The 23,428-nt window shown below is 73.5% G+C and carries 15 protein-coding genes; 13 read left to right on the top strand and 2 right to left on the bottom strand.

The window, feature by feature from the left end; genetic code table 11:
- Window positions 1-2 precede the first annotated feature (2 nt).
- Window positions 3-2,357 (top strand): hypothetical protein, encoded by a 2,355-nt coding sequence (locus tag AB0G13_RS01095; protein ID WP_357867043.1) that lies wholly within the window; start codon window positions 3-5, stop codon window positions 2,355-2,357.
- A 60-nt stretch (window positions 2,358-2,417) separates the two neighbouring features.
- Here the strand turns inward: AB0G13_RS01095 and AB0G13_RS01090 are convergent, their stop codons facing one another.
- Both AB0G13_RS01090 and AB0G13_RS01085 read right to left on the bottom strand, forming a co-directional pair.
- Complete coding sequence (locus AB0G13_RS01090) at window positions 2,418-3,506, bottom strand: ATP-binding protein (RefSeq protein ID WP_357867041.1); 1,089 nt, start codon at window positions 3,504-3,506, stop codon at window positions 2,418-2,420.
- Between the two features lie 86 nt (window positions 3,507-3,592).
- On the bottom strand, window positions 3,593-4,141 hold the full coding sequence (locus tag AB0G13_RS01085) for a sigma-70 family RNA polymerase sigma factor (RefSeq protein WP_357867038.1): 549 nt from the start codon (window positions 4,139-4,141) through the stop codon (window positions 3,593-3,595).
- Between the two features lie 322 nt (window positions 4,142-4,463).
- Between AB0G13_RS01085 and AB0G13_RS01080 the strand changes: the two genes are divergently transcribed.
- The 12 genes from AB0G13_RS01080 to AB0G13_RS01025 all read left to right on the top strand — a co-directional run bounded on the left by AB0G13_RS01080 (window position 4,464) and on the right by AB0G13_RS01025 (window position 23,427).
- The gene (locus AB0G13_RS01080; protein ID WP_357867035.1) at window positions 4,464-5,882 is read left to right on the top strand and encodes a galactosyltransferase-related protein; all 1,419 of its coding nucleotides are present in this window, start codon (window positions 4,464-4,466) and stop codon (window positions 5,880-5,882) included.
- An 84-nt stretch (window positions 5,883-5,966) separates the two neighbouring features.
- Entirely contained in the window at window positions 5,967-7,235 is a 1,269-nt protein-coding gene (locus tag AB0G13_RS01075) for a hypothetical protein (RefSeq protein ID WP_357867032.1), read from the top strand.
- Entirely contained in the window at window positions 7,232-9,103 is a 1,872-nt protein-coding gene (locus AB0G13_RS01070) for a hypothetical protein (RefSeq protein ID WP_357867028.1), read from the top strand. The genes AB0G13_RS01075 and AB0G13_RS01070 overlap by 4 nt, the downstream gene beginning before the upstream one ends.
- Before the next feature lie 115 nt (window positions 9,104-9,218).
- Window positions 9,219-12,686 carry a right-handed parallel beta-helix repeat-containing protein gene (locus AB0G13_RS01065; RefSeq protein WP_357867025.1) on the top strand — a complete coding sequence of 1,156 codons (3,468 nt, stop codon included), beginning with the start codon at window positions 9,219-9,221 and terminating at the stop codon, window positions 12,684-12,686.
- Between the two features lie 56 nt (window positions 12,687-12,742).
- The gene (locus tag AB0G13_RS01060) at window positions 12,743-13,225 is read left to right on the top strand and encodes a hypothetical protein (RefSeq protein WP_357867024.1); all 483 of its coding nucleotides are present in this window, start codon (window positions 12,743-12,745) and stop codon (window positions 13,223-13,225) included.
- A 118-nt stretch (window positions 13,226-13,343) separates the two neighbouring features.
- Window positions 13,344-17,318 carry a type VII secretion protein EccCa gene (eccCa, locus tag AB0G13_RS01055; protein ID WP_357867021.1) on the top strand — a complete coding sequence of 1,325 codons (3,975 nt, stop codon included), beginning with the start codon at window positions 13,344-13,346 and terminating at the stop codon, window positions 17,316-17,318.
- Window positions 17,315-19,351, top strand: a complete 2,037-nt coding sequence (locus tag AB0G13_RS01050) for a hypothetical protein (protein WP_357867018.1) — start codon at window positions 17,315-17,317, stop codon at window positions 19,349-19,351. Before eccCa ends, AB0G13_RS01050 begins: the two co-directional genes overlap by 4 nt.
- A complete protein-coding gene (gene eccD, locus AB0G13_RS01045; protein WP_357867016.1) occupies window positions 19,348-20,727 on the top strand; it encodes a type VII secretion integral membrane protein EccD in 1,380 nt (459 codons plus the stop codon). The genes AB0G13_RS01050 and eccD overlap by 4 nt, the downstream gene beginning before the upstream one ends.
- A gap of 1 nt (window position 20,728) precedes the next feature.
- Window positions 20,729-22,060, top strand: a complete 1,332-nt coding sequence (gene eccB, locus AB0G13_RS01040) for a type VII secretion protein EccB (RefSeq protein ID WP_357867013.1) — start codon at window positions 20,729-20,731, stop codon at window positions 22,058-22,060.
- 117 nt (window positions 22,061-22,177) lie between these two features.
- The gene (locus AB0G13_RS01035) at window positions 22,178-22,495 is read left to right on the top strand and encodes a WXG100 family type VII secretion target (RefSeq protein ID WP_357867010.1); all 318 of its coding nucleotides are present in this window, start codon (window positions 22,178-22,180) and stop codon (window positions 22,493-22,495) included.
- A gap of 66 nt (window positions 22,496-22,561) precedes the next feature.
- Entirely contained in the window at window positions 22,562-22,849 is a 288-nt protein-coding gene (locus AB0G13_RS01030) for a WXG100 family type VII secretion target (protein ID WP_357867007.1), read from the top strand.
- Between the two features lie 206 nt (window positions 22,850-23,055).
- Complete coding sequence (locus AB0G13_RS01025; protein WP_357867004.1) at window positions 23,056-23,427, top strand: hypothetical protein; 372 nt, start codon at window positions 23,056-23,058, stop codon at window positions 23,425-23,427.
- Window position 23,428 lies beyond the last annotated feature (1 nt).

Here is a 23,428-nt window from a genome sequence, read left to right as displayed (position 1 = left end):
CCGTGCTTCGGGTCACCGGCGGCGAGCGGGCGCATCCGTCCCGTCCAGCCGGGTCGTTCACCGCCCTGGTCCAGCTGGCGTCCTCGGGTGCGCTGCCCGCGCCGGCCGGGCCGCAGGACCCGCTGGGCGGGTACCGGCCGGTCTTGCGCACGCTGCTGCGGGAACTCGCCCAGGCGTACACGGTGCGCTATGCGGCACTGTGGATGCCGGCGGAGACGGCACCCGGCACCAGCGGCCCACCCTGGGCACCCGCCGTCGCATGGCAGTCCCGGCGCTGGGGGCGGAGCGCGCTGCCGAATCCGGTAGCCGACCCGGACCTGCTGCTGGACGCGGCCGGGGTGGTCGCGACGGCGGACGTGACCGACGGCGGGGCCCGGTACGGGGTGCTGGTGCTGGCACACCCGGAGGATCCCCGGTATTCGCTGGCCGGGACGGCGTCGCTGGGCGAGACGGCGGTCTGCGTCGGCCTGCTGCTGCGCCAGGCCCGCCACCGCGCGGCGTGCATCGCCGTGCGGGACCGGGTCGACCGGGCGGTGCAGCGGGTCGGCGCGACCCAGTTGGAGCTGCTCACCGTGCAGGCGGTGGAACGCGACCGGCTCGCCACGGCGGTCACGGCGACGCCCGGTCGGCAGCTACAGGCGATCCTGGACCGCACCACGGAGCTGAAGCGGGCACTGCGCGCCGGCTCACCGCAGGCCACGGAGATCGCCGGCGGCATCCGGGCCGGGTTGGGCGAGATGATCGAGCAGTTCCGGTCCGTCGTCCGCGGGGTGTACCCGCAGGTGCTGCGCAGTACCGGCGTGCGCGCGGCGCTGGAGGAGGTCACCGCGACGCTGCCCGTGCCGGTGGTGTTCAGCGGCGAACTGGGCCGGCGCCAGGGCTGGGAGGTCGAGTCCGGGCTGTACCAGGCGGGCGCGTCCGCAGCGGCAGCGCTGGGCGCCAGCGGCGGCGAGCAGCCGGTGACCCTGGAACTGGGCCGGTCCGGCGGCGTGCTGACGATCCGCGCGCAGCGGGCCGGCACCGAGCCGGCCGAGGTCGCCGTGGCACTGCGGGACGACTCCCGGCGGCTGGCCGCGCTGGGCGGCCGGCTGCGGGTGGAGCGGGCCGGTCGGGACGAGCCGACCGTGGTGGACATCCTGCTGCCGGAGCGGCTCGGCGGCGACTGGCCGGAGCCCACGCCTACCGCCGTGCCGCAGCCGGGCGTGCCGGAGCCGGGCGAGGCCGATGCCGCCGCACCCGAGCTGTTGGCCGGTGTTTCCGTGCGTCGCCTACTGACCCTGCTCGTGACCAGCCGGGAGGCGTCGGTGGACAGCCCGCCGTTACGGGTCGCGGTCGACCGGCAGGACGGTAGGGCCAGGGTGGCGGTGGTCGGGGCCCCGGCGTCCGAGCTGCTGTCGGTGCTGCGGGAGCCGGCCGGTACCGCCCGATGGGAGCCACCGGCCGGGGTGGTCCCGCCGACCGGTTACCAGTACCAGCCGTACCCGCGGATCACGCTGGACCCGGCTCGCGGGGCACCACCGTGGCGGCCGGTCCGGCTGTCCGACTGGTCCGGTGCCGCGTGGCCGGGCGCGGCGGCCGGAGTGGAGCGGATCCTGGTGGAGGGGCCGGTGGACGCGCTGCGCGGGCTGCGGCTCCTGCACCACCGCGACGACGTCGACGCCGACTTCGCGGCCCGGCTGCGCCGCTGGACGGGAACTGCCGACGGGCCCCCCGACGCGGTCGTGCTGGTGCTGTCCGGGCCGCCCAGCGCGGCGGAGTCGGAGTTCCTGACCGCCCTGCGGTCGCCGTACGGGGAAGGGTTCCCCCCGGTGGTGATCTGCGCGCTGCGCGCGGGCACCGCCGCGACGGCCGGATCACCGCCGGAACCGGGGTCGATGTGCGACGCGGTCGTGGACTGGCGTGCGTCCCCGGGCGGCGGTACCGAGATCGAGGCGGCGCTGCGCACCCGGGTACGCGCCCGGACCGGGGTGCTGGCCGCCCGGTGGGCGCTGCGTGCACTGGTGGCCTGCCTGACCGCGGGACAGTTGGACGACCAGTTCGCCCGGGCGGTGGAGGCGGCCGTCGCGGGCGCGCACGAGATACCCGAGCTGGACCTGTTGCAGGCGTTGCAGGGCAGGCGGATCCGGCTGCCGCGCGGGCACGACGAGGCGGTGCGCCTGCTCGGCGCGCACGGTCCGGACGCGCGGTCCCGGCTCGGCCTGGCCGGTGACGCGGGCTCGGGGGAGGTGACCCGGGCCGCGAACCGGGCACTGGCGTTCTGGCGGGCCCAGGCCATGACGCCGGACACGGGACCGGCCGGGCGCAGTGCGTGCGCACTGCTGGTACGGACGTGCGAGCGGCTGCTCACCGACGGGTGACCGGCGCGAGGCACGGGCGGGCGGTGCCCACGGACCGGCCGGCGGCTCCGGCGGGACGGCTCAGAGCGCCACGAACCCGCTGACCCGGGTACCGCTGGTCGGGCTCGACCGTACCGTCAGCGTGCCGTCGACCGAGGCCAGACGGGCGGCGAGCTGGCGCAGCGGCATCCGCCCGTCGGTGTCGAAGCCCGGCCCGCTGTCGGCCACCTCGAAACTCAGACCCCGGGAGGAGGTACGCAGCGTCAGCGTGACCGCGGCACCCGGGGCGTGCTTGTGCGCGTTGCTGACCGCCTCCAGGCAGGCCAGGTAGACGGCGGCCTCCACCTCGGGCAGGTACCGGTAGCCGACCAGTTCCGGGTCGATGTCCAGGGTGACCGTGTCGAGCGCGTCCAGCCGGGTCGTCAACGCGGTCACCAGCCCGTGGTCGGCCAACGGTGCCAGCAGACCGGTCGCGGTCGTGTGCAGCACCTCCTCGGTGCTGGCCAGCAGCTCCCGCAGCCGGTCGACGTGCCGGCCCGCCTCGGCGGCGTCGCCTGCGCCCAGCTGGTGCTCCACCATGGCCAGCGACATCTGCAACGCGACCATGTGGTGCTGGGCGCCGTCGTGCAGGTCGCGCTCCAGCTGGTACCGCTGGTGTTCCATCTCGCCCGCGGCCCGCAGCCGGGCGTCGGCCAGCAGCAGGTCGCTCTGGCCGATCAGCCGCTCGGCGCCGGCGGTGATCAGCTGGGCCTGGATGTCGCTGAGCAGCAGGCGGGTCACCGCGTGCAGCTCGGGCCACCGGCGCAGCCGCTCGGCCGCCGCCGGCGGCTCGACCACGAGGTCGGCCAGGACCTGCTCACCGTCACACAGCCGCACGGGCGTCGTCCCCGCCGTGGGTACCGCCGCCTCGGCGTCGGCAGAGGGCCAGCGGTACTCCTCGACGGTGTGTTCGGCCACCGCGTCGGCGTCGTGGCCCGCCGGCAGGGGCAGCCACAGGGCGATGGTGACCGTGGTGGCCCCCAGGCATCCGCCCAGCGCCCGGGCCAGGGCTTCGGCCTGCACTCCCGGCAGCGGCCGACCCGGCAGGCCGTGCACCGCGTCGATCACCCGGGCCACGTCGGCCGGCGGGCCCGGGGACGGCCCGTCGGTTTGCTGCGTCGAGCGGCGCATGCCCCTCACTGTAGGCGGCTCCGGTCGGGCCGGCTGGCCCGGCTCGTGGGCCGCGACGGCCGTCCGCCACGGTCGCGTCCAGCGGCTCACGCGACGCAGAGCAGGTGGCCGGCCGTCGCCTTGCGGGCCGCCCGCAGCGCGTAGTGCAACCGGCTCTTGACCGTGCCGACCGGCACCCCGAGCGTCGCGCTGATCTCGGCCGCGGTCCGGCCGTTCAGGTACGTCTCCACCAGCGCGGCCCGGTGCTCCGGCCACAGCCCGCCCAGCACCTGCTCGACCAGCAGGGAGTCCACCACGAAGGCCATCGGGTCCGCCGTGGCCACCTCGGCGGCGTTCTCGATGTCCACCTCGGTCGGCCGGGCCTTCTTCATCCGGTACCCGTCCATCACCAGGTTGTGCACCACCCGACGCAGCCAGCCCAGCACCGACCCCCGATCGGCGGTGAGCTGGTCCAGGTGCCGCCACGCCCGCAGGAACGCCTCCTGCACCACGTCCTCGGCGCGTCCGGTGTCGCCGTCGGTCAGTCGCTGCGCGTACCGCAGCAGCGGCTGTTGGTAGGTGTCCATCAGTTCGCGTAGGCGGGAATCGCTCTCCAGCGCGTTGCCCTGTCGCCTGCTCTGTGCCCGTTCGCCCATGCCCAAGACAGTGCCGCCGCGGGCCGGTCGGCCGACATGGTGCGGCCCCTGCTCCTGGGGGTGCCACCCCGCGAGTTGGAGAGGGTTGTCCCTACGCCCGCGCCGGTACCTGCGGCGCACGGCGCGCCGTCGCTGGTTCGCGGAGCGACCGGTGAACCCGACGGTGCCGTGGTGCCGTGACCCACGTGGACGCCCTCGCGCCCGGCGGCGGTACGGGCAGGCGGCGCGCGGCCGTCCGGCACCGCCGCGACGACCGGTACCACGGCCGGGGCGGTGGCGGCCCGAGCGACGGCGCCGTGGCGCCCCGACCGAAGAGGTGGGCATGGAGGAGACGGACTTCCCGACGGTGGGCATCGGGGTCACGACGCACAACCGGGGCGTCGTGCTGCGTACCGCCCTGGAGGCGATCCGCAAGTACGCGCCGAGCGGCGCCGCGATCGTCGTGGTCGACGACGCCAGCGACGAGCCGGTGGAGGAGGCGACGTTCCGTTTCGACACCAACGTCGGCATCGCCCGGGCCAAGAACAAGTGTCTGGAGCTGCTGGTGGAGCGGCGCTGTACGCACCTGTTCCTGTTCGACGACGACTGCTGGCCGATCGTGGACGGCTGGGAACGGCCGTACATCGAGAGTTCCGAGCCGCATCTGATGTACATGTTCACCGACACCCCAATTGGCCGGCTGACCGACTCGATGGAGATCTACCGGGACGCGGAGATCCGGGCGTACACCCATCCGCGCGGCTGCATGCTCTACCTGGAGCGGCGGGTGCTGGACCGGGTGGGCGGGTACGACACCCGGTACGGCCGGTGGGGTTACGAGCACCTGGACCTCTCCAACCGGATCTACAACGCCGGCCTGACCTCGTTCCGGTTCGCCGACGTGGTCGGCAGCGGAGACCTCATCTTCAGTTGCGACGAACGCACCAGGGTCGGCTCCAGCGTGTCCGACATCGAGCGCTTCACCCTGGTGCGCAATCTCAAGACCCGGTCGGAGGCCAGCTACACCTCGACCGAGTACCGCGAGTTCCGCACCGTCCCAGTCGGTGCGGCAGCGACGCGGAACGTGGTGCTGACCACGTACCTCACCGCGCAGGCCGACCCGCAGCGCGGCGTCACCTGGACGCCGAACTACGCCGACCTGGCGGAGTTGCGCAGCTCCGTCGAGCGGCACGGGCAGCGGTTGGTGGTGCTGCACGACTGTTTCGACGACGAGCCGGACACCGACCTGGTCACGCACGTGCGCGTGACACCGGGCGGGGAAGGCGGCTCGCCGTACTTCCACCGCTGGCTGTGCTGGTGGCGGTACCTGCGCGAGCACCCCGAGATCGAGCAGGTGTGGTGCGTCGACGGCACCGACGTGGAGATGCTGCGCAATCCGTTCCCGGAGATGGACGACCGCCTGTACGTGGGCGACGAGCCGGCGCCGCTGTGCATCCCGTGGATGGTGTACCAGCACGGCGGCAGCGCCAAACTGTTGCAGTTCCTGTCCGACAACCGGGGCGCCCACCTGCTCAACGCCGGGATCGTCGGCGGCCGGCGGGAGACGGTGCTGGAATTCTGCCGGGACCTGTTCGAGTTCTGCGTCACCAACGCCCGGGAGGCCGGCCCACTCGACATGGGGCCGTTCAACTACGTGGCCCGCACCTGGTACGCAGGGATGATCGTGCACGGCCGCCAGGTCAGCACGGAGTTCCGCAAGGACGACCGGACCAGCACCGAGTCGTGGTGGCGGCACAAGTAGGCGAATCCGGGCTGTGGCAGGCGTGAACCCTGCTGGCGCGCGGGGCGTGCCACAGATGAACCCTGGACACGGCGAAGGAGGGTGGTGACCGTGAACGTGGACACGGACCTGGACGTGGCACCGGAGGTGACACGGAACGACGACCGTGACGAGTCGATGCACGCGTTGCTGCTGCGGTTGGCCGGCTCGCTGTCGGACCGGGTGCTGACCGACGCGCGGGACGCGCTGGCCGCCGGCCGGCGGCTGGACGTCGTACAGGCGGTCGCCTTCGAGGCGATCTCCCAGCCACTGCAACTGGACGCCGACGAGATCGCGGCGATGCGCGAGGAACTGGCACTCAGCGGCGGGGACATCGACCTCGGTCTGGCGCTGGAGGAGCTGCGCGGGGAGCGTCCGCCGGCACCGTGGCAGTTCCTGTCCGACCTGCCGACCACCCAGGAAGAGCTGGCCTCGATGGTGCTCCCGCAGGACCGCACCGTCGACCCGGTCGACCTTCTCGACCCGGTCGACCGGGCGTTGCTGGCCGCGGCGTCGGCGATCCCGACGGTACGCGCGGTGTGGCGGGCGTGGCGGATGCCGTCCACCGCCCGCCCCTGGCAGGACCCGGTACGGGTGGTCGTGGTCAGCGTGGACGACACCTCGGACTCCCTTCCCGCCACCAGCGCCCAGCTACGACAGGTCATGGTCGAGGCCGGGGACGACGAGGCCCAGGTCGAGGTCTGCTGGGCCGGGGTGGAGGCGCCGTACTACCAGACCCTGGTCCGCTCGTCCGGCTCCCTGCTGTGGGCGGCGCGGCCGGCCGCGCCGGTGGCCACCGCCCGGCTCTTCGACGGCGTCGATCCGGTGCGCGGCCCGTGGTTCGCCACCAACCGGCCGGTGGTCTCCGATGCCACGGAACGCGACGACCTGCTCGAAGCACTGCGCGGAGGGGTGGTCATCGCGTGGAGCAGCGCCGCGATGCCCGACATCCTGGCCCCGGACCGAGGCGACGTGGTGCCGATGCACCTGCGTACCGACGGGACCTGGCTGTGGAGCGAGGCGGTCGGTTACTACCTGGAACACTACGGCCTGGCGCCGGACCCGCAGTTGGTCGCGCACCTGACCGGCGACGAGCCCGTCGAGCCCCTGGACGAGATCTCCGTGCACCGCGCCCTGGTGCACCTGTGCCGACCGGACGCCGAGGCGGTCGTCTGGTCGCCGTCCGGTGCCGACGACGAGCCGGTGGCACCGGCCGACGCCCCCTCGTCCGACATCCCGTCGCCCGACGGCCTGGCGCCGGCCCACCCGGAGCTGCCGGACGTGACACCCGAGGCAAGGCCGGAGGCCGGTACGCTCCGGCCGGTGTCGCCGTGACCGAAATGCTCGCCCTGCGGCAGCGGGGACCCCTGCCATCGTCCTGGAAGGTGTCGCAGCCGGCCCAGGGCGAACCGGTCGGGAAGCACGTGGCGCGGTACCTGCGACAGGCGTCGCAGGCGGTGGGCGCCGCCGTGGCGCGAATCCTGCCGGACGGCGGTGCGCGGGTGCCGGTGCTCGATCCGGGGCCGTGGGAGGCACCGGGATCGGTCACCCCCGGTCCGGCGGGTTGGTTCGCGCTCGCGGTCGAGGCCGGCCGGTCCGGCTTCCGGCTGGACGGCCGGCCGGTGGCCGCCGCCGACCTGGCCCGCGCGATCTGGCACTGCCCCCGCTGGCGGGGTCGGCCGGTGCTGCTGGTCACCCAGCGGTCCGCGTCGGCCGACGGGGTCGGACCGGTGCTGCACCAGCTCGCGGCCGACCTGGGGGCACCGGTCTACGCCTCGGACTCCGGGATCCGCTTCACCTTCGGGCGCGCCTCCGCGAACGGGCTGTTCTGGTGCTGGCGTCCGGGCGGCGGGGACGAACCGGAGCCGGCGGGCAACGTGCTGCCCCCGCTGGAGCCGGTACGCGTCCGTCCCACCCCGACCGGCCGGGTGCCCGGCCGCAACCACCAGCCGCCGTCGCCGGTGCCGTCCCCCGCGACCCCCGGTCCGGGGACCGCCCCGTCGCCCGCCGACCCGGCAGCGGCCACGTCACCCGCTGCGGCACCGGAATCCGGGCCCGAGCTGCCTTCGCCGGTGGAAGCGGCGTTCGAGGTGCACAGCCTGGCGCTTCCGGTGATCGAGCTGCCCCGGCCCGACCTCAGCGTCCAGCGCATGGTGCTGACGGAATTCGACGTGCCCCGGCTGGAGCTGGACACCTGCCGGCCGCTGATCGCCGCCCCGGATGCCGCCAGCCCGACCGCGTCCGTCCCGGCTGCGGCCACGCTGACGGCGTCCGTGCCAGCTGCGGCCACGCTGACGGCGTCCGTGCCGGCTGCGGCCACGCTGACCGCGGGCACGCCGGAAGCCACGGACGCTCCGACGACCGGCCCGGAGAGCACCGATGCCCCGGCCGACGGCGCGGGCGGCGGTCCGCCGCCGGCGTCACCCGCCAACCGGGGTGCGGCGTGGTTCGGTGTACGGGCCCGCACCGACGAGGCGGACCGGGAGCGGCTGCGTACCGTGCTGGGCTGGAAGTTCCAGGCCCACTCCCGGACGGTGGCCCGGGCGCTGTCGCTGCACCCGGGGCTGCGCAGTGCGGTCGGCGCGCACGACGTGACGGCCGGGCTGGTCACGGTGCTGGCTCTGCTCGACGGGGTGGGCGAGCGGGTCAACGACGCGTTGCGCGGTGGAGGCACGCCCGACGGGGACGTCCAGTTGCTGGCCCGGTGCGCCCGCGCCGGTCTGGAGCAACTGCCGGCCGTCGGGGGACCCGTCTTCGCCGCGGTACCCGCCGGACTGGACGTCGGCCGGTACCGGGCCGGGGACCTGGTGGTGGAGCCGGCGTTCACCACGGTGTCGTGCCACGGTGGCACCGAGGGCGACGCGGGCCGGTACGCGATCTGGTCGGCCACCGCGCGGCGGCTGGACCAACTGGGTACCGCCGACGGGCCTGGTGTCCGAGCCGGGCGGGCCATGTTCGCCGCCGGTTCCCGCTTCGCGGTGCTCGGCGTCGACGAGGGGCCGGACGGCGCGCCGTACGTACTGCTGCGGGAGGTCGTCTCCGAGCACCGCGACGGCGCACTCGACGAGCGGGTGGCCGGCAAGCTGCGCGACGCGCTCGCCGCCCAGCCGCAGCGTGCGGCGCCCGCGCCGCTGCCGTGGCCGCTCGGCTTCGCGGCCGGCGACCGCCCGTTCGCGCTCGAACCCGGACCGGGCGGCGCGTGATGTACGAGGAGACGATCCCCGGCTTCCTCCGGTCCGACCTCGGCGGCCCGGCCCAACCCGGGCCGCCTCACGCCGGCAACACCCCCGGTGGCGACAGTCAGCAAGGAGCTAATCCGTGACTACCAGCGTGCTGTCGGTGTCGGCCAGGGACACCGGATGCCTCACCGACATCTCCCGGGCACTGGAGTCGGCGGCGCCCGGCGACACCGTCGCGGTACGCCCCGGCGTGTACCGCGAGGCGCCGCTGTTCCGCCGGAACGTCGTCCTGGTCGCCGAGGACGGACCGGGCACCGTCACCATCGAGGTGCCCCCGGGCGGGGCCATCCTGGCCGCCGGGGGCGAGATCCTGATCCAGGACATCGCCATCCGTGGCGGCGACGAGCGGATGCCACTGCTCCAGGTGGCGGCCGGCCGGGTCCGTCTGGAGGCGTGCACCGTCGACGCCACGGCGGCGGCCGCGATCCACGTGCGCGGGGGCACCGTGGAGATGCGCAGCGGCGCGATCAGCAACTCCGGCGGGGCCGGCGTGGTCCACGAGGCCGGCGCGGGCGAGTACACCCGCGTACGGATACACGGCATCGCCAAGTGCGCGATCATGACGGCCGGGTCGAGCGCCCCGGTGTTCCGGGACTGCACGTTCACCGGGGTCGCGGAGGCGGCGCTCCTGGCCGTGGGCAGCAGCGCCGCGCGCCTGGAGGACTGCCACATCGACGAGGTCGGCCAGTACGCCGTCGTCGCGCAGCAGGCCGCCCGGCCGCACCTGACCGGGACCACGGTGTCCGGCGGCGAGGTCGGGCTGCTCGTCAGCGACCGGGCGACCCCGGTGCTGGAGCGCTGCGAGATCCGGGACGCCCGGGTGCACGCCGTGGTGACCATGGGGCAGGCGGCGCCCGCGCTCTCCGACACGCGCGTCACCCGGGCCCGGGGCCACGGCCTCGACTGCCGGGACACCTCCGCGCCGCAGCTGACCAACTGCGAGGTGCGTGACTGCGGCGCGGCCGGGGTGGTGGTCAACGGCACGGCGACGCCGCACCTCACCGGGGGTACCGTGGCGGACTGCGCCGACGCTGGGGTGTTCCTGACCGGCCGGTCGAAGGCGCGGCTGGACGGGGTCGGGGTCCGCGACGTCCCCATCGGCGTGGCGATCGAGCAGGAAGCCGACCCGCACCTGCACGGCCTGACCATCGAGGGCGTCCGCTACGGCCTGCACGCGACCGGCGGAGCCGGCCGGTTCTCCAACGGCCAGGTCACCGGGGCGCGGACCGCCGGGGCGAAGCTCGCCGACGGCGCGGCCACCGTGCTGTCCAACTCCCGGATCACCGGCTGCCGGGTCGGCGTGGAGGTGGCCGGGAACGCCCGGCCCACCCTGTCCTCGATGGCCGTGGAGGAGTCGGGTGGGGCGGGCGTGCGGACCGGCGGCCCCAGCGCGGCCACCCTGTCCCGCAGCCGGATCAGCGGCAGTCGCGGCCCGGGGATCCGGGCCGGCGCCGGCAGCTCCGTCACCGCGACGGACTGCGAGATCGTCGGCAACCAGGGGCCGGGTGTCGTGGTGGAGACCGACGCACCGGTGCGGCTCCACGGTGGGGTGGTGCGTGGCAACGGCGGCGTCGCCGTGGACGCGCCGAGCCCGACCGCCGCGGTCGAGTTGTCAGGGGTGGACACCGGACACAACGGACGCCCGATCTCCCTCCCGCCGCCCGGGGCCGGGCGGCCGGACGCACCGGTGGCCGACGCCCCGAAGTCCGCTCCCGCCCCGACCGGAGGCACCGGGTCGGACGTCACCCCGCTCGGGAAGCCGACCAGTGCCCGCCCGTCGGGCCCCGCGCCGTCCGACGTCGGGTCACCCGCTCCGGCGGTGCCCGCCGGCGGCGGCCCCGGCCCCGGTGACGGGCCGCCGAGTGGCGGCGCGCCGGGTGGCGGCGGGGAGGCGGACGGGCCGGTGGCCGCGCTGCTGCGCGAACTGGACGGGCTGGTCGGCCTGGCCGGCGTCAAGCACGAGGTGGCCACCCTGGTCGGGCTCAACCAGATCGCCAAGCGTCGCCGGGAGGCCGGGCTGCACGTACCGCCCATGTCCCGGCACCTGGTCTTCGCCGGGCCGCCCGGCACCGGTAAGACCACCGTGGCCCGCATCTTCGCCCGGATCCTGGCCACCCTCGGGGTGCTCTCCAGCGGGCAACTGGTCGAGGTGTCCCGCAGCGACCTGGTCGCCGAGCACGTCGGCGGCACCGCCGTGAAGACCACGGCCCGGTTCGAGGAGGCCCTGGGCGGGGTGCTGTTCATCGACGAGGCGTACACGCTCTCGACCGGCGGGGGCAGCGGCCACGACTTCGGCCGGGAGGCTATCGACACCCTGGTCAAGCTGATGGAGGACCACCGGGACGAGGTGGTCGTGGTGGTCGCCGGCTACACCCCGAACATGCGTACCTTCCTGGCCGCCAACCCGGGTCTGGAGTCCCGTTTCGCCCGCACCATCCAGTTCGACAGCTACTCGGACGACGAACTCGCCGAGATCGTCGAGCGGCTCTGCCGCGCCCACCACTACGCGCTGGAGTACGAGACGCGGCAGGCCCTGGTGCGCCACTTCAGCGAGATGGCCCGCAACGAGACCTTCGGCAACGCCCGCGTGGCGCGGCAGGTCTTCGAGGACATGCTGGGGCGGCAGGCGTACCGGCTGTCGAACAACCCGCAGGCCTCGGACCTGGAACTGGCCCGGCTGCTGCCGGAGGACCTAGGCGATCAGGCGGCTGCGCCGTCGGAGCCGGCCGGCGTGGCACAGGCCGTCCAGGACCTGCTCGGGAAGCTGAACGCGATGGTCGGCCTGGACGCGGTCAAGCGCGAGGTGACCGACGTCATCGACCTGATCGCCTCCACCGAGGCCCGGACCCGGGCCGGCCTGCCCACCCCGACGATCTCCCGGCACCTGGTCTTCGCCGGGGCGCCCGGCACCGGCAAGACCAGCGTGGCCCGACTGTACGGGCAGCTGCTCAACGCGATGGGTGTGCTGCGCACCGGGCAGCTCGTCGAGGTCAGCCGGGCCGACCTGGTCGGCGAGTACGTCGGGCACACCGCCGTCAAGACCACCGACGTGTTCAACCGGGCGCGCGGCGGGGTGCTGTTCATCGACGAGGCGTACGCGCTGGCCGGCCAGGGCAACGACTTCGGTCGGGAAGCCATCGACACGTTGGTGAAGCTGATGGAGGACCATCGGGACGACATCGTGGTGATCGTGGCCGGGTACACCGGGGACATGCGCCGGTTCCTGGCCAACAACGTGGGCCTGGCCTCCCGGTTCAGCCGGCAGGTCCCGTTCGAGTCGTACACCGCCTCGGAACTGGTGTCCATCGTGCAGACGCTGGCCCGGGACAGCGGCTTCGACTTCAGCAACGACTGCCTTCCGGTGCTGTCGCAGCACTTCGACAGCCTGACCCGGGACGAGAGCTTCGGCAATGGCCGGTACGCCCGCCAGCTGCTCGAACGCACCATCACCAAGCAGGCCAACCGGTTGCGCGGCACCACCGCGCCGACCGTCGACGACATGCGCCAGTTGTACGCGGCCGACGTACGGGCAGCCCTGGCCGCCTGACCCAGTAGCGACGAGAGAAGGTGCCCGGAGATGCCGGCAGTGAGTATGAGCGGTACGTGCGGATCACGGTGGTGGGCAAGGAGTACCTCTACGCGCAGCGGCTGGTGTTCTCCGGCGACGTCCAGAAGACGCTCGAACTGGAGGTCGGGACGTCGGCGTCCGCGAGTAGGCGGCGCTGGAGGCTGTGGTTCGAACACCACCGTGGGGACGGCGTCTGGCGGCCGAACGTCTCGGTGGAGGCGGGTGCCATCGTCCGGTGCGGCAACGAATTCCAGCGGTTAATCGCGACGAAGGACGTGTACTGGACCGTTGACCGTGGACACGACGACCTGAAGCTGCTGCTCACCCGGCCGGCATCGGCGGGTGCCCCGGAGGAGGGAGTGGCCGGGGTGCCCTTCGCCGTCGACGTCAACCTGCACGGACTGCCGGACATGCCGGTGCTCCCGGCGATGGACGGCGCGGATGCGACGCCGGAGGGGCTGCGGTCATATGTTCGGCCGGGGTCGGCGGGAACTCCCCTGCGGAGACGGTCCTTCTGATCGCCCGCAGGCCCCGACTCGCCCCGCCCGGCCGACGGCGTCTCCGCTATCTCGCGGTGCGGACAGTATCGATTCCGGTCCCGGTCAACCCTTTCCGGCCCGCAGCCGTGTAGGGGATGTGAGCACCAGACCTTTCCGGCGGCCGGCCCGCCGCAACGGACCCGAGCTACCGCACGGCGAGATCACCCTGCAGGAGCCGCCGGTCGTCCCGGAGGTCCAGCCCGCCGGGTTCCGCTCGCTCGGGATGATCCTGCCGAGCCTGCTGATGACCGGCGGGTTCATGTTCATGATGATGAGCAACTCGCTCAGAGGCCCGATGGGCATGGTCATGCTGGTCATGATGGCTGGCGGCATGCTGGGCATGGCCGTGTTCCAGATGACGATGACCGGCGGCAACCGCAAGCAGCAGATCAACGGCGACCGGCGCGACTACTTCCGCTACCTGTCCCAGACCAGAGCGCAGGTCCGGCAGTACGCGGCGGAACAGCGGGACGCGCTGGCCTGGCGGCACCCCGACCCGGAGTCGCTGTGGTCGCTGGCGATGACCAGCCGGCTGTGGGAGCGCCGACCGACGCATCCGGACTTCGGCGAGATCCGGGTCGGCACCGGCGCCCAGCGGCTCGCGGTGCGGATGACCCCGCTGGACACCAAACCGGTGGAGGACCTGGAACCGGTGTGCGCCAAGGCGTTGCGCCGGTTCATCAAGGCCTACACGACCGTGCCCGACCAGCCCGTCGCGCTGTGCCTGCCCGGCTTCGCGCACGTGCGGATCAGTGGCGACCGGGACGTGGCGCGGGGCATGGTGCGCGCCATGCTCGCCCAGTTGGCCACCTTCCACGCTCCGGACGAGCTGCGGCTGGCCCTCTGCGTTGGCGCCGAGCAGGCCGGGCAGTGGGAGTGGGCCAAGTGGCTGCCGCACGCCAAGCACGCCACCGACGTTGACGTGGCCGGGCCGGTGCGCCTGTTCGGCACCACCTTGGAAGAGGTGGAGCGGCTGCTGGGCGGGGAGTTCGCGGGCCGCTCCCGGTACGACGACGACGCCCAGCCCTCCCGCGAGGAACCGTTCGTCGTGGTGGTCTGCGACGGCGGCGTCATCCCGCCGGGCGCCCGGCTGACCGTCGCCGGGTACCGCAACGCCGTCCTCGTCGACTTCGACGGCCGTGGCCTCGCCGACGGGGACAACGTGCTCAACCTGGAGGTGTCCGCCACCGACGTGGACATGATCGAGAAGGACCACGTGGGCCGGGAGGTGCGCACCCGGCTCGCCGCACCCGACCATCTGGACCTGCCCCGGCTGTGGACGCTGGCCCGGATCATGGCCCGGCACGCCACCAAGGTCACCGGCGAGCAGCCGGCCAGCGGGCTCAGCGCCGTCCTCGACCTGCCCGACCTGCTGGACATCCCCGACCTGGACACCTTCGATCCGCGTGCCCGGTGGGAGTCCCGCTCGCCCGCCGACCGGCTGCGGGTGCCCATCGGGGTGGCCGCCGACGGTTCTCCCATCGAGCTGGACATCAAGGAGTCCGCCGAGGGCGGGATGGGGCCGCACGGCATGCTCATCGGCGCCACCGGGTCGGGCAAGAGCGAGCTGCTGCGCACCCTGGTGCTGGCCCTGGCGGCGACGCACTCCTCGGAGACCCTCAACTTCGTGCTGGTGGACTTCAAGGGCGGCGCCACTTTCGTCGGGCTGGACCGGCTGCCGCACGTCTCCGCGCTCATCACCAACCTGGCCGACGAGGCCGCGCTGGTCGACCGGATGCAGACCACCCTGCAGGGGGAACTGGTACGCCGGCAGGAACTGCTGCGCAGCGCCGGCAACTTCACCTCGGCGCGCGACTACGAGAAGGCCCGTGCCCAGGGCGCCGAACTCGACCCGCTGCCCACCCTGTTCGTGGTGGTGGACGAGTTCAGCGAGCTGATCGCGGCCAACCCCGAGTTCATCCAACTGTTCGTGATGATCGGCCGGCTCGGCCGCTCGCTCGCGGTGCACCTGCTGCTGGCCTCGCAGCGCCTGGAGGACGGGCGCATCCACCAGCTCGAGGGCCACCTGTCGTACCGCATCGGGCTGCGTACCTTCTCCGCGATGGAGTCGCGGGCCGTCATCGGCGTTCCCGACGCGTACGAGCTGCCGGGCGATCCGGGCAACGGATACCTGCGTTCCAGTGTCACCAGCATCACCCGGTTCCGGGCCGCGTACGTGTCCGGCCCGCACCGGGTGCGCAGCACCGGGCTGCACCGCGAGGTGATCGCCAGCCAGGTGGTCGCGTTCACCGCCGGGGCCGCCGCGCCCGCCGTCCCGGCGCCGCGCCCGCCCTCGGACCCGGCGCCGGACGAGACGACCGACACCGGCACCACCGTGCTGCACGCGCTGGTGGAACGGCTGGTCGACCAGGGTCCGCCGGCACACCAGGTGTGGATGTCGCCCCTGGAGGACGCGCCGACCCTGGACGACGTGCTGCCGCCGCTGTTGCCCGACCCCGAGCACGGGCTGCGTCCGGTCGACGCCGGCCGGCAGGGGTACCTGCAGGTGCCGGTCGGTCTCATCGACAAGCCGTTCGAGCAGATACGCGACCTGCTGGTGGTGGACCTGGCCGGGGTCGGCGGGCACGTGGGCGTGGCCGGCGGACCGCAGAGCGGCAAGAGCACGCTGCTGCGGTCGCTGGTGTGCGGGCTGGCCCTGACCCACTCGCCGCGACAGGTGCAGTTCTACTGCCTCGACTTCGGCGGCGGTTCGCTGGCCGGGCTGACCGGCCTGCCCCACATCGGCGGGGTCGCCGGTCGGCACGAACCGGAGCGGGTGGGTCGCACGGTGGCCGAGGTCCGCTCGATCCTCATCGAGCGGGAACGGCGCTGCGCGGATCTGGGCATCCACGGCCGGGACGCCTACCGGCAGGCGCAGGCCGAGGGCCGCATCCCGGAGGACCGGTTCGGCGACGTGTTCCTGGTCGTGGACGGGTGGTTCGTGCTGCGCCAGGAGTTCGAGCCGGCCGAGGAGATGGCCCGGGACATCGCGGCCCGTGGCCTGAACTACGGGATCCACGTGATGATCACCATGGGCCGCTGGTCGGAGCTGCACATGTCGATGCGGGACAAGGTCGGGACCCGTCTCGAACTGCGCCTGGGCGACCCGGTGGAGTCCGGGATCGACCTGCGCGCGGCGGCCCAGGTGCCCCGCCGGCCGGGGCACGGGCTGACAGACGCGAAGCTGCACTTCCTCGGCGCGCTGCCGCGCATCGACGGCGTCCAGTCGGCCGACGGGCTCGCCGCGGCCACCGAGCACCTGGTGTCCGCGGTGGCGGACAACTGGGCCGGGGAACGCGCCGCCGCGGTACGCACCCTGCCGGCCTCGCTGCCGATGGCCGAGCTGCCGACACCGCAGGACACCCGCATCGCGCTCGGCGTGGACGAGGACCAGCTCGCGCCGGTGTGGCACGACTTCCGGGCGATGCCGCACCTGACCGTGCTGGGGGACACCGAGAGCGGCAAGACGAACCTGCTGCGTCTCATCGCCCACGCGATCGTCGCCAGCCACACCCCGGCCCAGGCGCGCATCATGGCCGTCGACTACCGGCGGCAGCTCTTCGACGACGTGCCGGCCGCGTACCGGCTCGGCTACTCGGTCTCGGCGGACAGCACCCGGGACACCGCCGCCGAGGCGCTGGCCGGCCTCAGGGCACGGGTTCCCGGCCCCGACATCACCCCGGAGCAGCTACGCGCCCGCGACTGGTGGTCCGGCCCCGAACTGTACGTCCTGGTCGACGACTACGAACTGCTCGCCGGGCCCGACAACCCGTTGGCCCACCTGACCCCGTTGCTGCCCCAGGGCGGCGACATCGGCCTGCACGTGGTCGTCGCGCGGGCCGCGGCCGGGGCGATGCGGTTGTCGATGGACCCGCTGCTGCGGCGCATCCAGGAACTGAACACTCCGGACGTGGCGCTGTCCTGCCCGCCGACGGAGGGTCCGCTGCTGGGTAACACCAGGCCGCGTCCGCTGCCCCCGGGTCGGGCGCTGCTGTGCACCCGGCGCGGCAGCCGGCTGATCCAGACGGCACTGGTACCCGCGCCCGTGGTGCCCACCGGGGTCGGCCGATGAGCCGCACCGCCACCCGCCCGCGCCGTACGCCCACCCCACCGGCCCAGCCCGCCGAGCCCGCTGCGACGGCCGAGCCCGCTTCGGGGTACGCGGCGGCCGAGGAACTGGCCCGGCGGCTGCTGGCCCTGGCCTGCCTGCCCGGACCGTCCGCCGCGCCGACCGCCTGGCCCTGCGACACGGGGCTGCTGGACTGGCTGCGCCGGATGACCTACCCCGCCCTGTACACCTGGGCGGCCGAGGAGAACCTGGCGCGCCGCTGGATCGGCGGCGACGTGTTCGGCTCTCGCCGGCTGTCGCGGGCACCGGAGTTCCTCGCCGGCACCGACGTACGCCGTCTCGCCCCGCACCTGGTCGCGCCGCTGTTGCGGCGGGTGAGCATGACGCGTCCGGCCCCGAGCGCCGCCGACCTGGAGCCTGCGGCCCTCGCCGCCGACGCCAGCCGGGTCAGCACGTTCCGGCGCGACGGGACCGCCCGGCTCTGGGGTCAACCGGAGCACACGCCGCCGCTTCCCGACACCACCACCATCCCGCACGTGGTGCACGGCATCTGGCTCGGCCGGCCGCTGCCCGAGTCGAACGGCTTCTGGGCCAACTACGGCGCGGCGGCCGACAGCTACGCCGGCCAGGTCGACTTCGTGCTGTGGACGGACGTCCCGCGGGCCCACTTCGACGCGGCCCGCGCCACCCCGCCCGCCCCGACCGGCCAACCCGATCCGCTGGCCCCGGTACGCGCCCTGCTGACCTGGGCCGACACCCACGGCATCCACCTGGTGAGCGTGGCCGAACTGTTCCACGCGAACGCGCCGATGACCCTGCACAGCCCGTACGCCCTGGAGCTGAACCGGGGGCTGCCGCAGGGTTTCGCGGCGGCCAGCGACCACCTGCGGGTCGAGGTGGTGCACCGGTTCGGCGGCCTGTACGCCGACGGTGACCTGCACTTCCTCCCGGACGCCGCGCTCCTGCCGGACGAGCCGGCCGACAGCCCGGCGGGTCAGAGTGCCGAGGGCCCGCCGGGTGGTGGGTACCGGCTGTTCCGTGGCCGGTGGCACGGGCAGTCGGAGGCCGACGGGCCGGCCCGGTTGCCGGAGCTGTTCGACCGGGTCGCCGCGTCGACGCACGGGTTCACGCTGCACGCGCTCACCGACGAGATCGTCCTCAACGACGTCATCCTGGCCCCGGCGGGGCATCCCGCGCTGGCGTTGTGGCTGGAGGGCGCGCGGTACAACTACCTGCGCGACCCGCGCGACCTGTACGCCGCCGACACCCCCCAGCCGGCCGGGTCGGACGTGCCGGCCGGCTCGGATCCGCCGCCCCCGTCGGATTCCGGGGCCGGGTCCGAGCCGCCGGTCGCGGGGGCGTCCGGGTGGCGGGGGGAGCCGGCCTCCTGGACCTGGGCGGTCACCGCCATGCGTACCGGGCGGGTGCATCACTGGCTGCTGGCCCGGCTGGGCATCGGCGCGGCCGATCTGGTCAAGCCGGCCCCGGCGGTACGCGGGCACAGCGAGCTGAGCTGGCTGCCGCCGGTCGACGGCCAGCCGCCGGTCGCCTGCCCCGACCCGGACCCGCTGCCGACCCTGGTCGCCTGCGTGGACCTGCTGCGCTGGCAGCACCTGTCACGCTCCGGGGACCTGTGCCTCACCGCGGTCGCCCCGTTGGTACGCGGGCTGCCCGAGCCGGACACCGCGTGGACCGCGTTGCTGCTCGCGTTCGGGCACCTCTCCACCGATCTCGGCCCGGTCACGTCGGTCACCGACCGGCGACGCAACCAGGACCGGACCCTCGACACGGTCGTGCTGCCACCCGAGGCGGAGGCGCTGCTGGACCGCACCGCGACACCGGCCACCTGGTTCGGTTCCGCCCGCTCCGGCGACGCTGGCGAAGCCGGACCGGAGGCCACCGCCGGCCGGGAGTACTGGTTCCTGGGCGAGCGCACGGCCCCGGCCCGGCTGCTGCCCGCCGCCCCGCAGGCAGCAGTCGGGGCGGACGAAAAACTTGTGAACTCCCGTGACCGTGCACACGTGTTCGGGATATGAGCGCCGAGCGCGGGGAACTCTGCCGACTGCTGGTCGTTGGACCGACCAGCCAGGTCGACGTGAGTCTGCCCACCCACATCCCGTTGGCCGACATGATGCCGGCCCTGCTGAGCGCGCTGGGACCGGACCTCGCCGATCGTGGGCTGGAGCACAGCGGCTGGATCGTGCAGAGGCTGGGTGGACCGGCCTTCGACGAGTCGCGCACCGTCGGCGATCTCGACCTGCTCGACGGCGAGGTCGTGCACCTACGCCCGCGTACCGACCAGATCCCGCCGCTGGCCTACGACGACCTGGTCGACGGCGTCTCGGCCGGCATCCGCAAGCGGTCCGGGCTGTGGCGTCCGCAGACCACGCGGGTCACCGCCCTGCTGCTGTTGGCCGCCTGGCTGACCGCCTGGCTGGCCGCCGCGCGGATGTGGCCGGCCGCGTCCCGGAACCCTGCGCTGCTCGCCGCGATGGCGGGGATGTGCTTCGTCGCGGGCTTCGCGGTGGTGCGCAAGCTGGCCGACCGGGCCACCGCCGGAGTCCTGGGGGCCGCCTGTGTGGTCGGTACGGTGGTCGCCACGCTGGAGGCGGATGCCGGTGCCGCCGTACCCCGGCTGATCTTCTTGGGTGCCACCGCCGGCACCGTCGCCGCGTTGCTGGTGGCCGCGTTCGTCTTCCCGCGCACCGGCTGGCGGCAGGTCACCGTCGGCCTGCTGGCGGCATGGCTGCTGGTCGTCGCCGCGCTCGCACTGCACACCAGGGCCACGCTGGACTGGACCACGATCGCCGCGATCACGGTCGTCGTCACCACGGCGCTGCGCCCGGCGGTACCGTCGGCCGCCTTCAAGCTCGCCGGGTTCGCCCTGCCGGAGATGCCCGTCGAACCGGCGGACCTGCAGAAGGACATCGACCCGGAACCGGCCGCCGGGGTGCTCATCCGGGCCGCCGCCGCCGACCAGTTCATGACCGCCCTGTACGCGGCGCTCGGACTGGTCTCCGGAGCCGCGATGGTGTGGCTGGCGACGGCGCCCGGCTGGGCCGCACCACTGGCCGCCTGGCTGACCGCCGTCGCCCAGATCCTGGTCACCCGCCCGATGACGAGCATCTGGCACCGGGTGGCGCTGGCCGGCCCGGCGTTGGTCGCCATCGCGACCTGGTGCCTGACCGCGCCCACGGACCGGAATCCGCTCGCCGCCCAACTGGCCATCGGCTGCTGCCTGCTCCTGGCGGTGGCGTGCGGGGTGGCCGCGAGAATCCCGGTCGGCCGGCGGTTCAACCCGATCTGGGGCCGGATGGGCGACCTGGCGCACACCGCGATGGTCGCCGCCCTCGGGCCGACCGTCGTGGTCATCACCGGCCTGATCGACGTGATCCGGGCGCGGGTGGGTTGACATGTCGTCGCGTCGTGACCAGGTGGACGCCCAGCGGTACATGATGACCCGGGTGACCGGTGCGCTGGTGCGGGCCGAGCCGGAGACCGCCGAGTCACCGACCCGCCGGGACCGCACCGGCACGCTCGCCGGTCTCGTGCTCGGGATCCTGGTGCTGGCCGGGGTCGCGATCTGGGCGCTGATGCCGGGATCGGGCTCGACCAGTTGGCAGCAGCCGCGGATGCTGGTGGTGGACGCCTCGACCGGGGCGCGGTACGTGCTGGTCGACGGCCAACTGCGCCTGGTCAACGACGTGGCGACGGCCACCCTGCTGGCCGGCGGGCGACTCACCCCGGTAACCGTGTCCTCGTCCAAACTCGCCAAGGTGCCCCAGGGTCCGCCGGTGGGTACCCCGACCGGGCCGCAGGTGCTGCCGGCGGCCAACCGGGTCAACCAGGGCGTGTGGCGCGCCTGTAGCCGGGACACCAGCCGGATCGTGCTCGACGTCGACGTGCCGGCGGCCCCCGATCCGCTCGACGACGGGCAGGCGCTGCCGGTCACCGCGGGCGGTAAGACCTACCTGCTGTGGGGCGGGCGACGACTGCTCCTTCCCCGGCCGTGGATGGCCGACGTGCTGGGGCTGGGGCTGCTCGCTCCCGCACCGGTGGCGACCGCCTGGCTGGAGTCGATCCCGCTGGGCGGCACGGTCGGCCCGCCGAAGGTGGCCCGGGCCGGCGGCGCCGGGCCGAAGGTGGCCGGCCGGCCGACGTCGATCGGCCAGATGTTCGGCGTGGACCTGGGCAATGGCACGGTCAACCACTACCTGATGACCACCGACGGGCTGGCCCCGCTGACCGAGACCGAGTACCGGTTGCAGCGGGCCACGCCGGGCGGGGCCAAGGAGACCGCCATCACCCCGGCCGATCTGGCCGCCGCCGGTCAGCGCAGCCCGGTGCGCCCGCTGACCACGCTGCCGGCCACCCCACCAGTGGCACCGTCCATGCCCGAGGACGCCGTGGTCTGCGTGGAGTACGCGGGCCAGGCCGACGAGAAACCCACGGTCGTCCTGACCGGCGGGACCGGCATGCCGACCGGCGGCAGCGGCGGGAAGACCGCCGTGACGGTGCGGGTGCCGTCGGGCGGGGGAGCGCTGCTGATGCCCCCGGCCACCGCCGAGACCGACCGGTGGCGGCAGCAGGGCCTGCTGGTCAACGAGCGGGGGATCGCCTACCCGATCCTGGGCGGCGACGTCACCACCCTGGGCTACTCCCTCAACCAGGCGGTGGTCATGCCCACCGCGCTGGTCGCCATGCTGCCTCCCGGGCCGGCACTGGTCCGGCCGGAAGGGAGGTGAGGCCGCGGGGTACCCGAACGTCCCGCCGAGCGGCCCGCCCCTCCGGGCGGACGAGGCGGATACGAGCACACGTCCCACCTATCGCAACAACACGACCGATAGAAGACAAGGAGAGTCATGCCGATCAACAGGCAGGGAATTGTCGCCGATGAGGCGACCATCAAGGGCATGGTCATGGCGTTCGGCCAGGCGCAGGCCGAGGCCAAGGACAGCCAGGCCAACGTCACGGCCGCCAGCAACAACCTGTCCGCCCAGTGGCAGAGCGACGCGGCCGCGCCGCGGTTCCAGCAGGCCGTCCAGCAGTGGCTGAACGGGTTCATGAAGGTCCAGCAGGGCCTGAACATGCTCAACGACAACATGCAGCAGTACGCGCAACTGACCACCACGACTGAAGACGACAGCGCCATGCTGTCCGGCGGCTGGGCCCGCGGCTGACCGCCGAGCCCTCACCTGTGAAAGCCGGGACGAAACCCGGACCGACGAACGACAAGGAGGCCGAGAGTGGCCAACTACAGCATCAACCCCGCTGCGGTTCAGACCGTCGCCGATGAAATGGCCAGGGAGACCCGCGAGCTTGACCAGTCGCTGGCGACCCTCCAGGCCTCGGTGGCGCGGTTCACCGATGCCAACAACGGTCAGGCGCCGGAGGCCTACAAGGCCGCCCAGGCGCTGTGGAACCAGGGCCAGCAGGAGATGAGGGCGGCCCTGGCCGTGGGGCAGCAGCGCCTTCAGGAGATCAACATGAACTACCAGCACGGCGACAACCGGGGCGCGGCCATCTTCAGCTAGTACCTGGCCGAATCTGACGCCGCACGAGGCCGAAACGGCAATCCTGCCGAGCCGATACCGGGTCAGACGTACCGGTCCACCGCACCGTCGGGTGGACCGGTGCGTCTGACCCGCCGCCGTCCACGGACTCACCCAGACCTCGGCTTCCGTCGGGTGCGGACAGCCGAGTCCCGCTGACCCGTCTCCATCGAGAGAGGAAAGACACGATGAAGAACATCGTCATCAACGAGAACTACCTGCGGAAGCTGCACGGCACCTATACCAAGCAGGTCGACGAGATCGACCTGATGTACGGCAAGAACTACCCGTACGGCTCCCTGCCGGATTCCACCGTCGACATCACGAAGCAGTTCAAGCTGCGCCTCGGCCCGAAGGGCTTCACCGAGGCGGAGGAGCTGACGGGGGCGATCGAGGTCGTCCGGGCCGGCCTGGCCAACCGGCTCAAGGGCGCGCGAACCGAGCTCAACAACCTGGAGCATGGCATCAAGTTCCTGCTGGCCGACTCCGACGCCGTCGAGCAGACGAGCACGCTGAGCGCCGAGCAGTTCGAGTACTTCATGCCCAAAGCCGGGGGTTAGT

The sequence above is a fragment of the Micromonospora sp. NPDC023633 genome, from assembly GCF_040640035.1.
GTDB lineage: Bacteria > Actinomycetota > Actinomycetes > Mycobacteriales > Micromonosporaceae > Micromonospora.
Note: the sequence above shows the minus strand (reverse complement) of the source record. Positions and strands in the feature narration are given on the sequence as shown.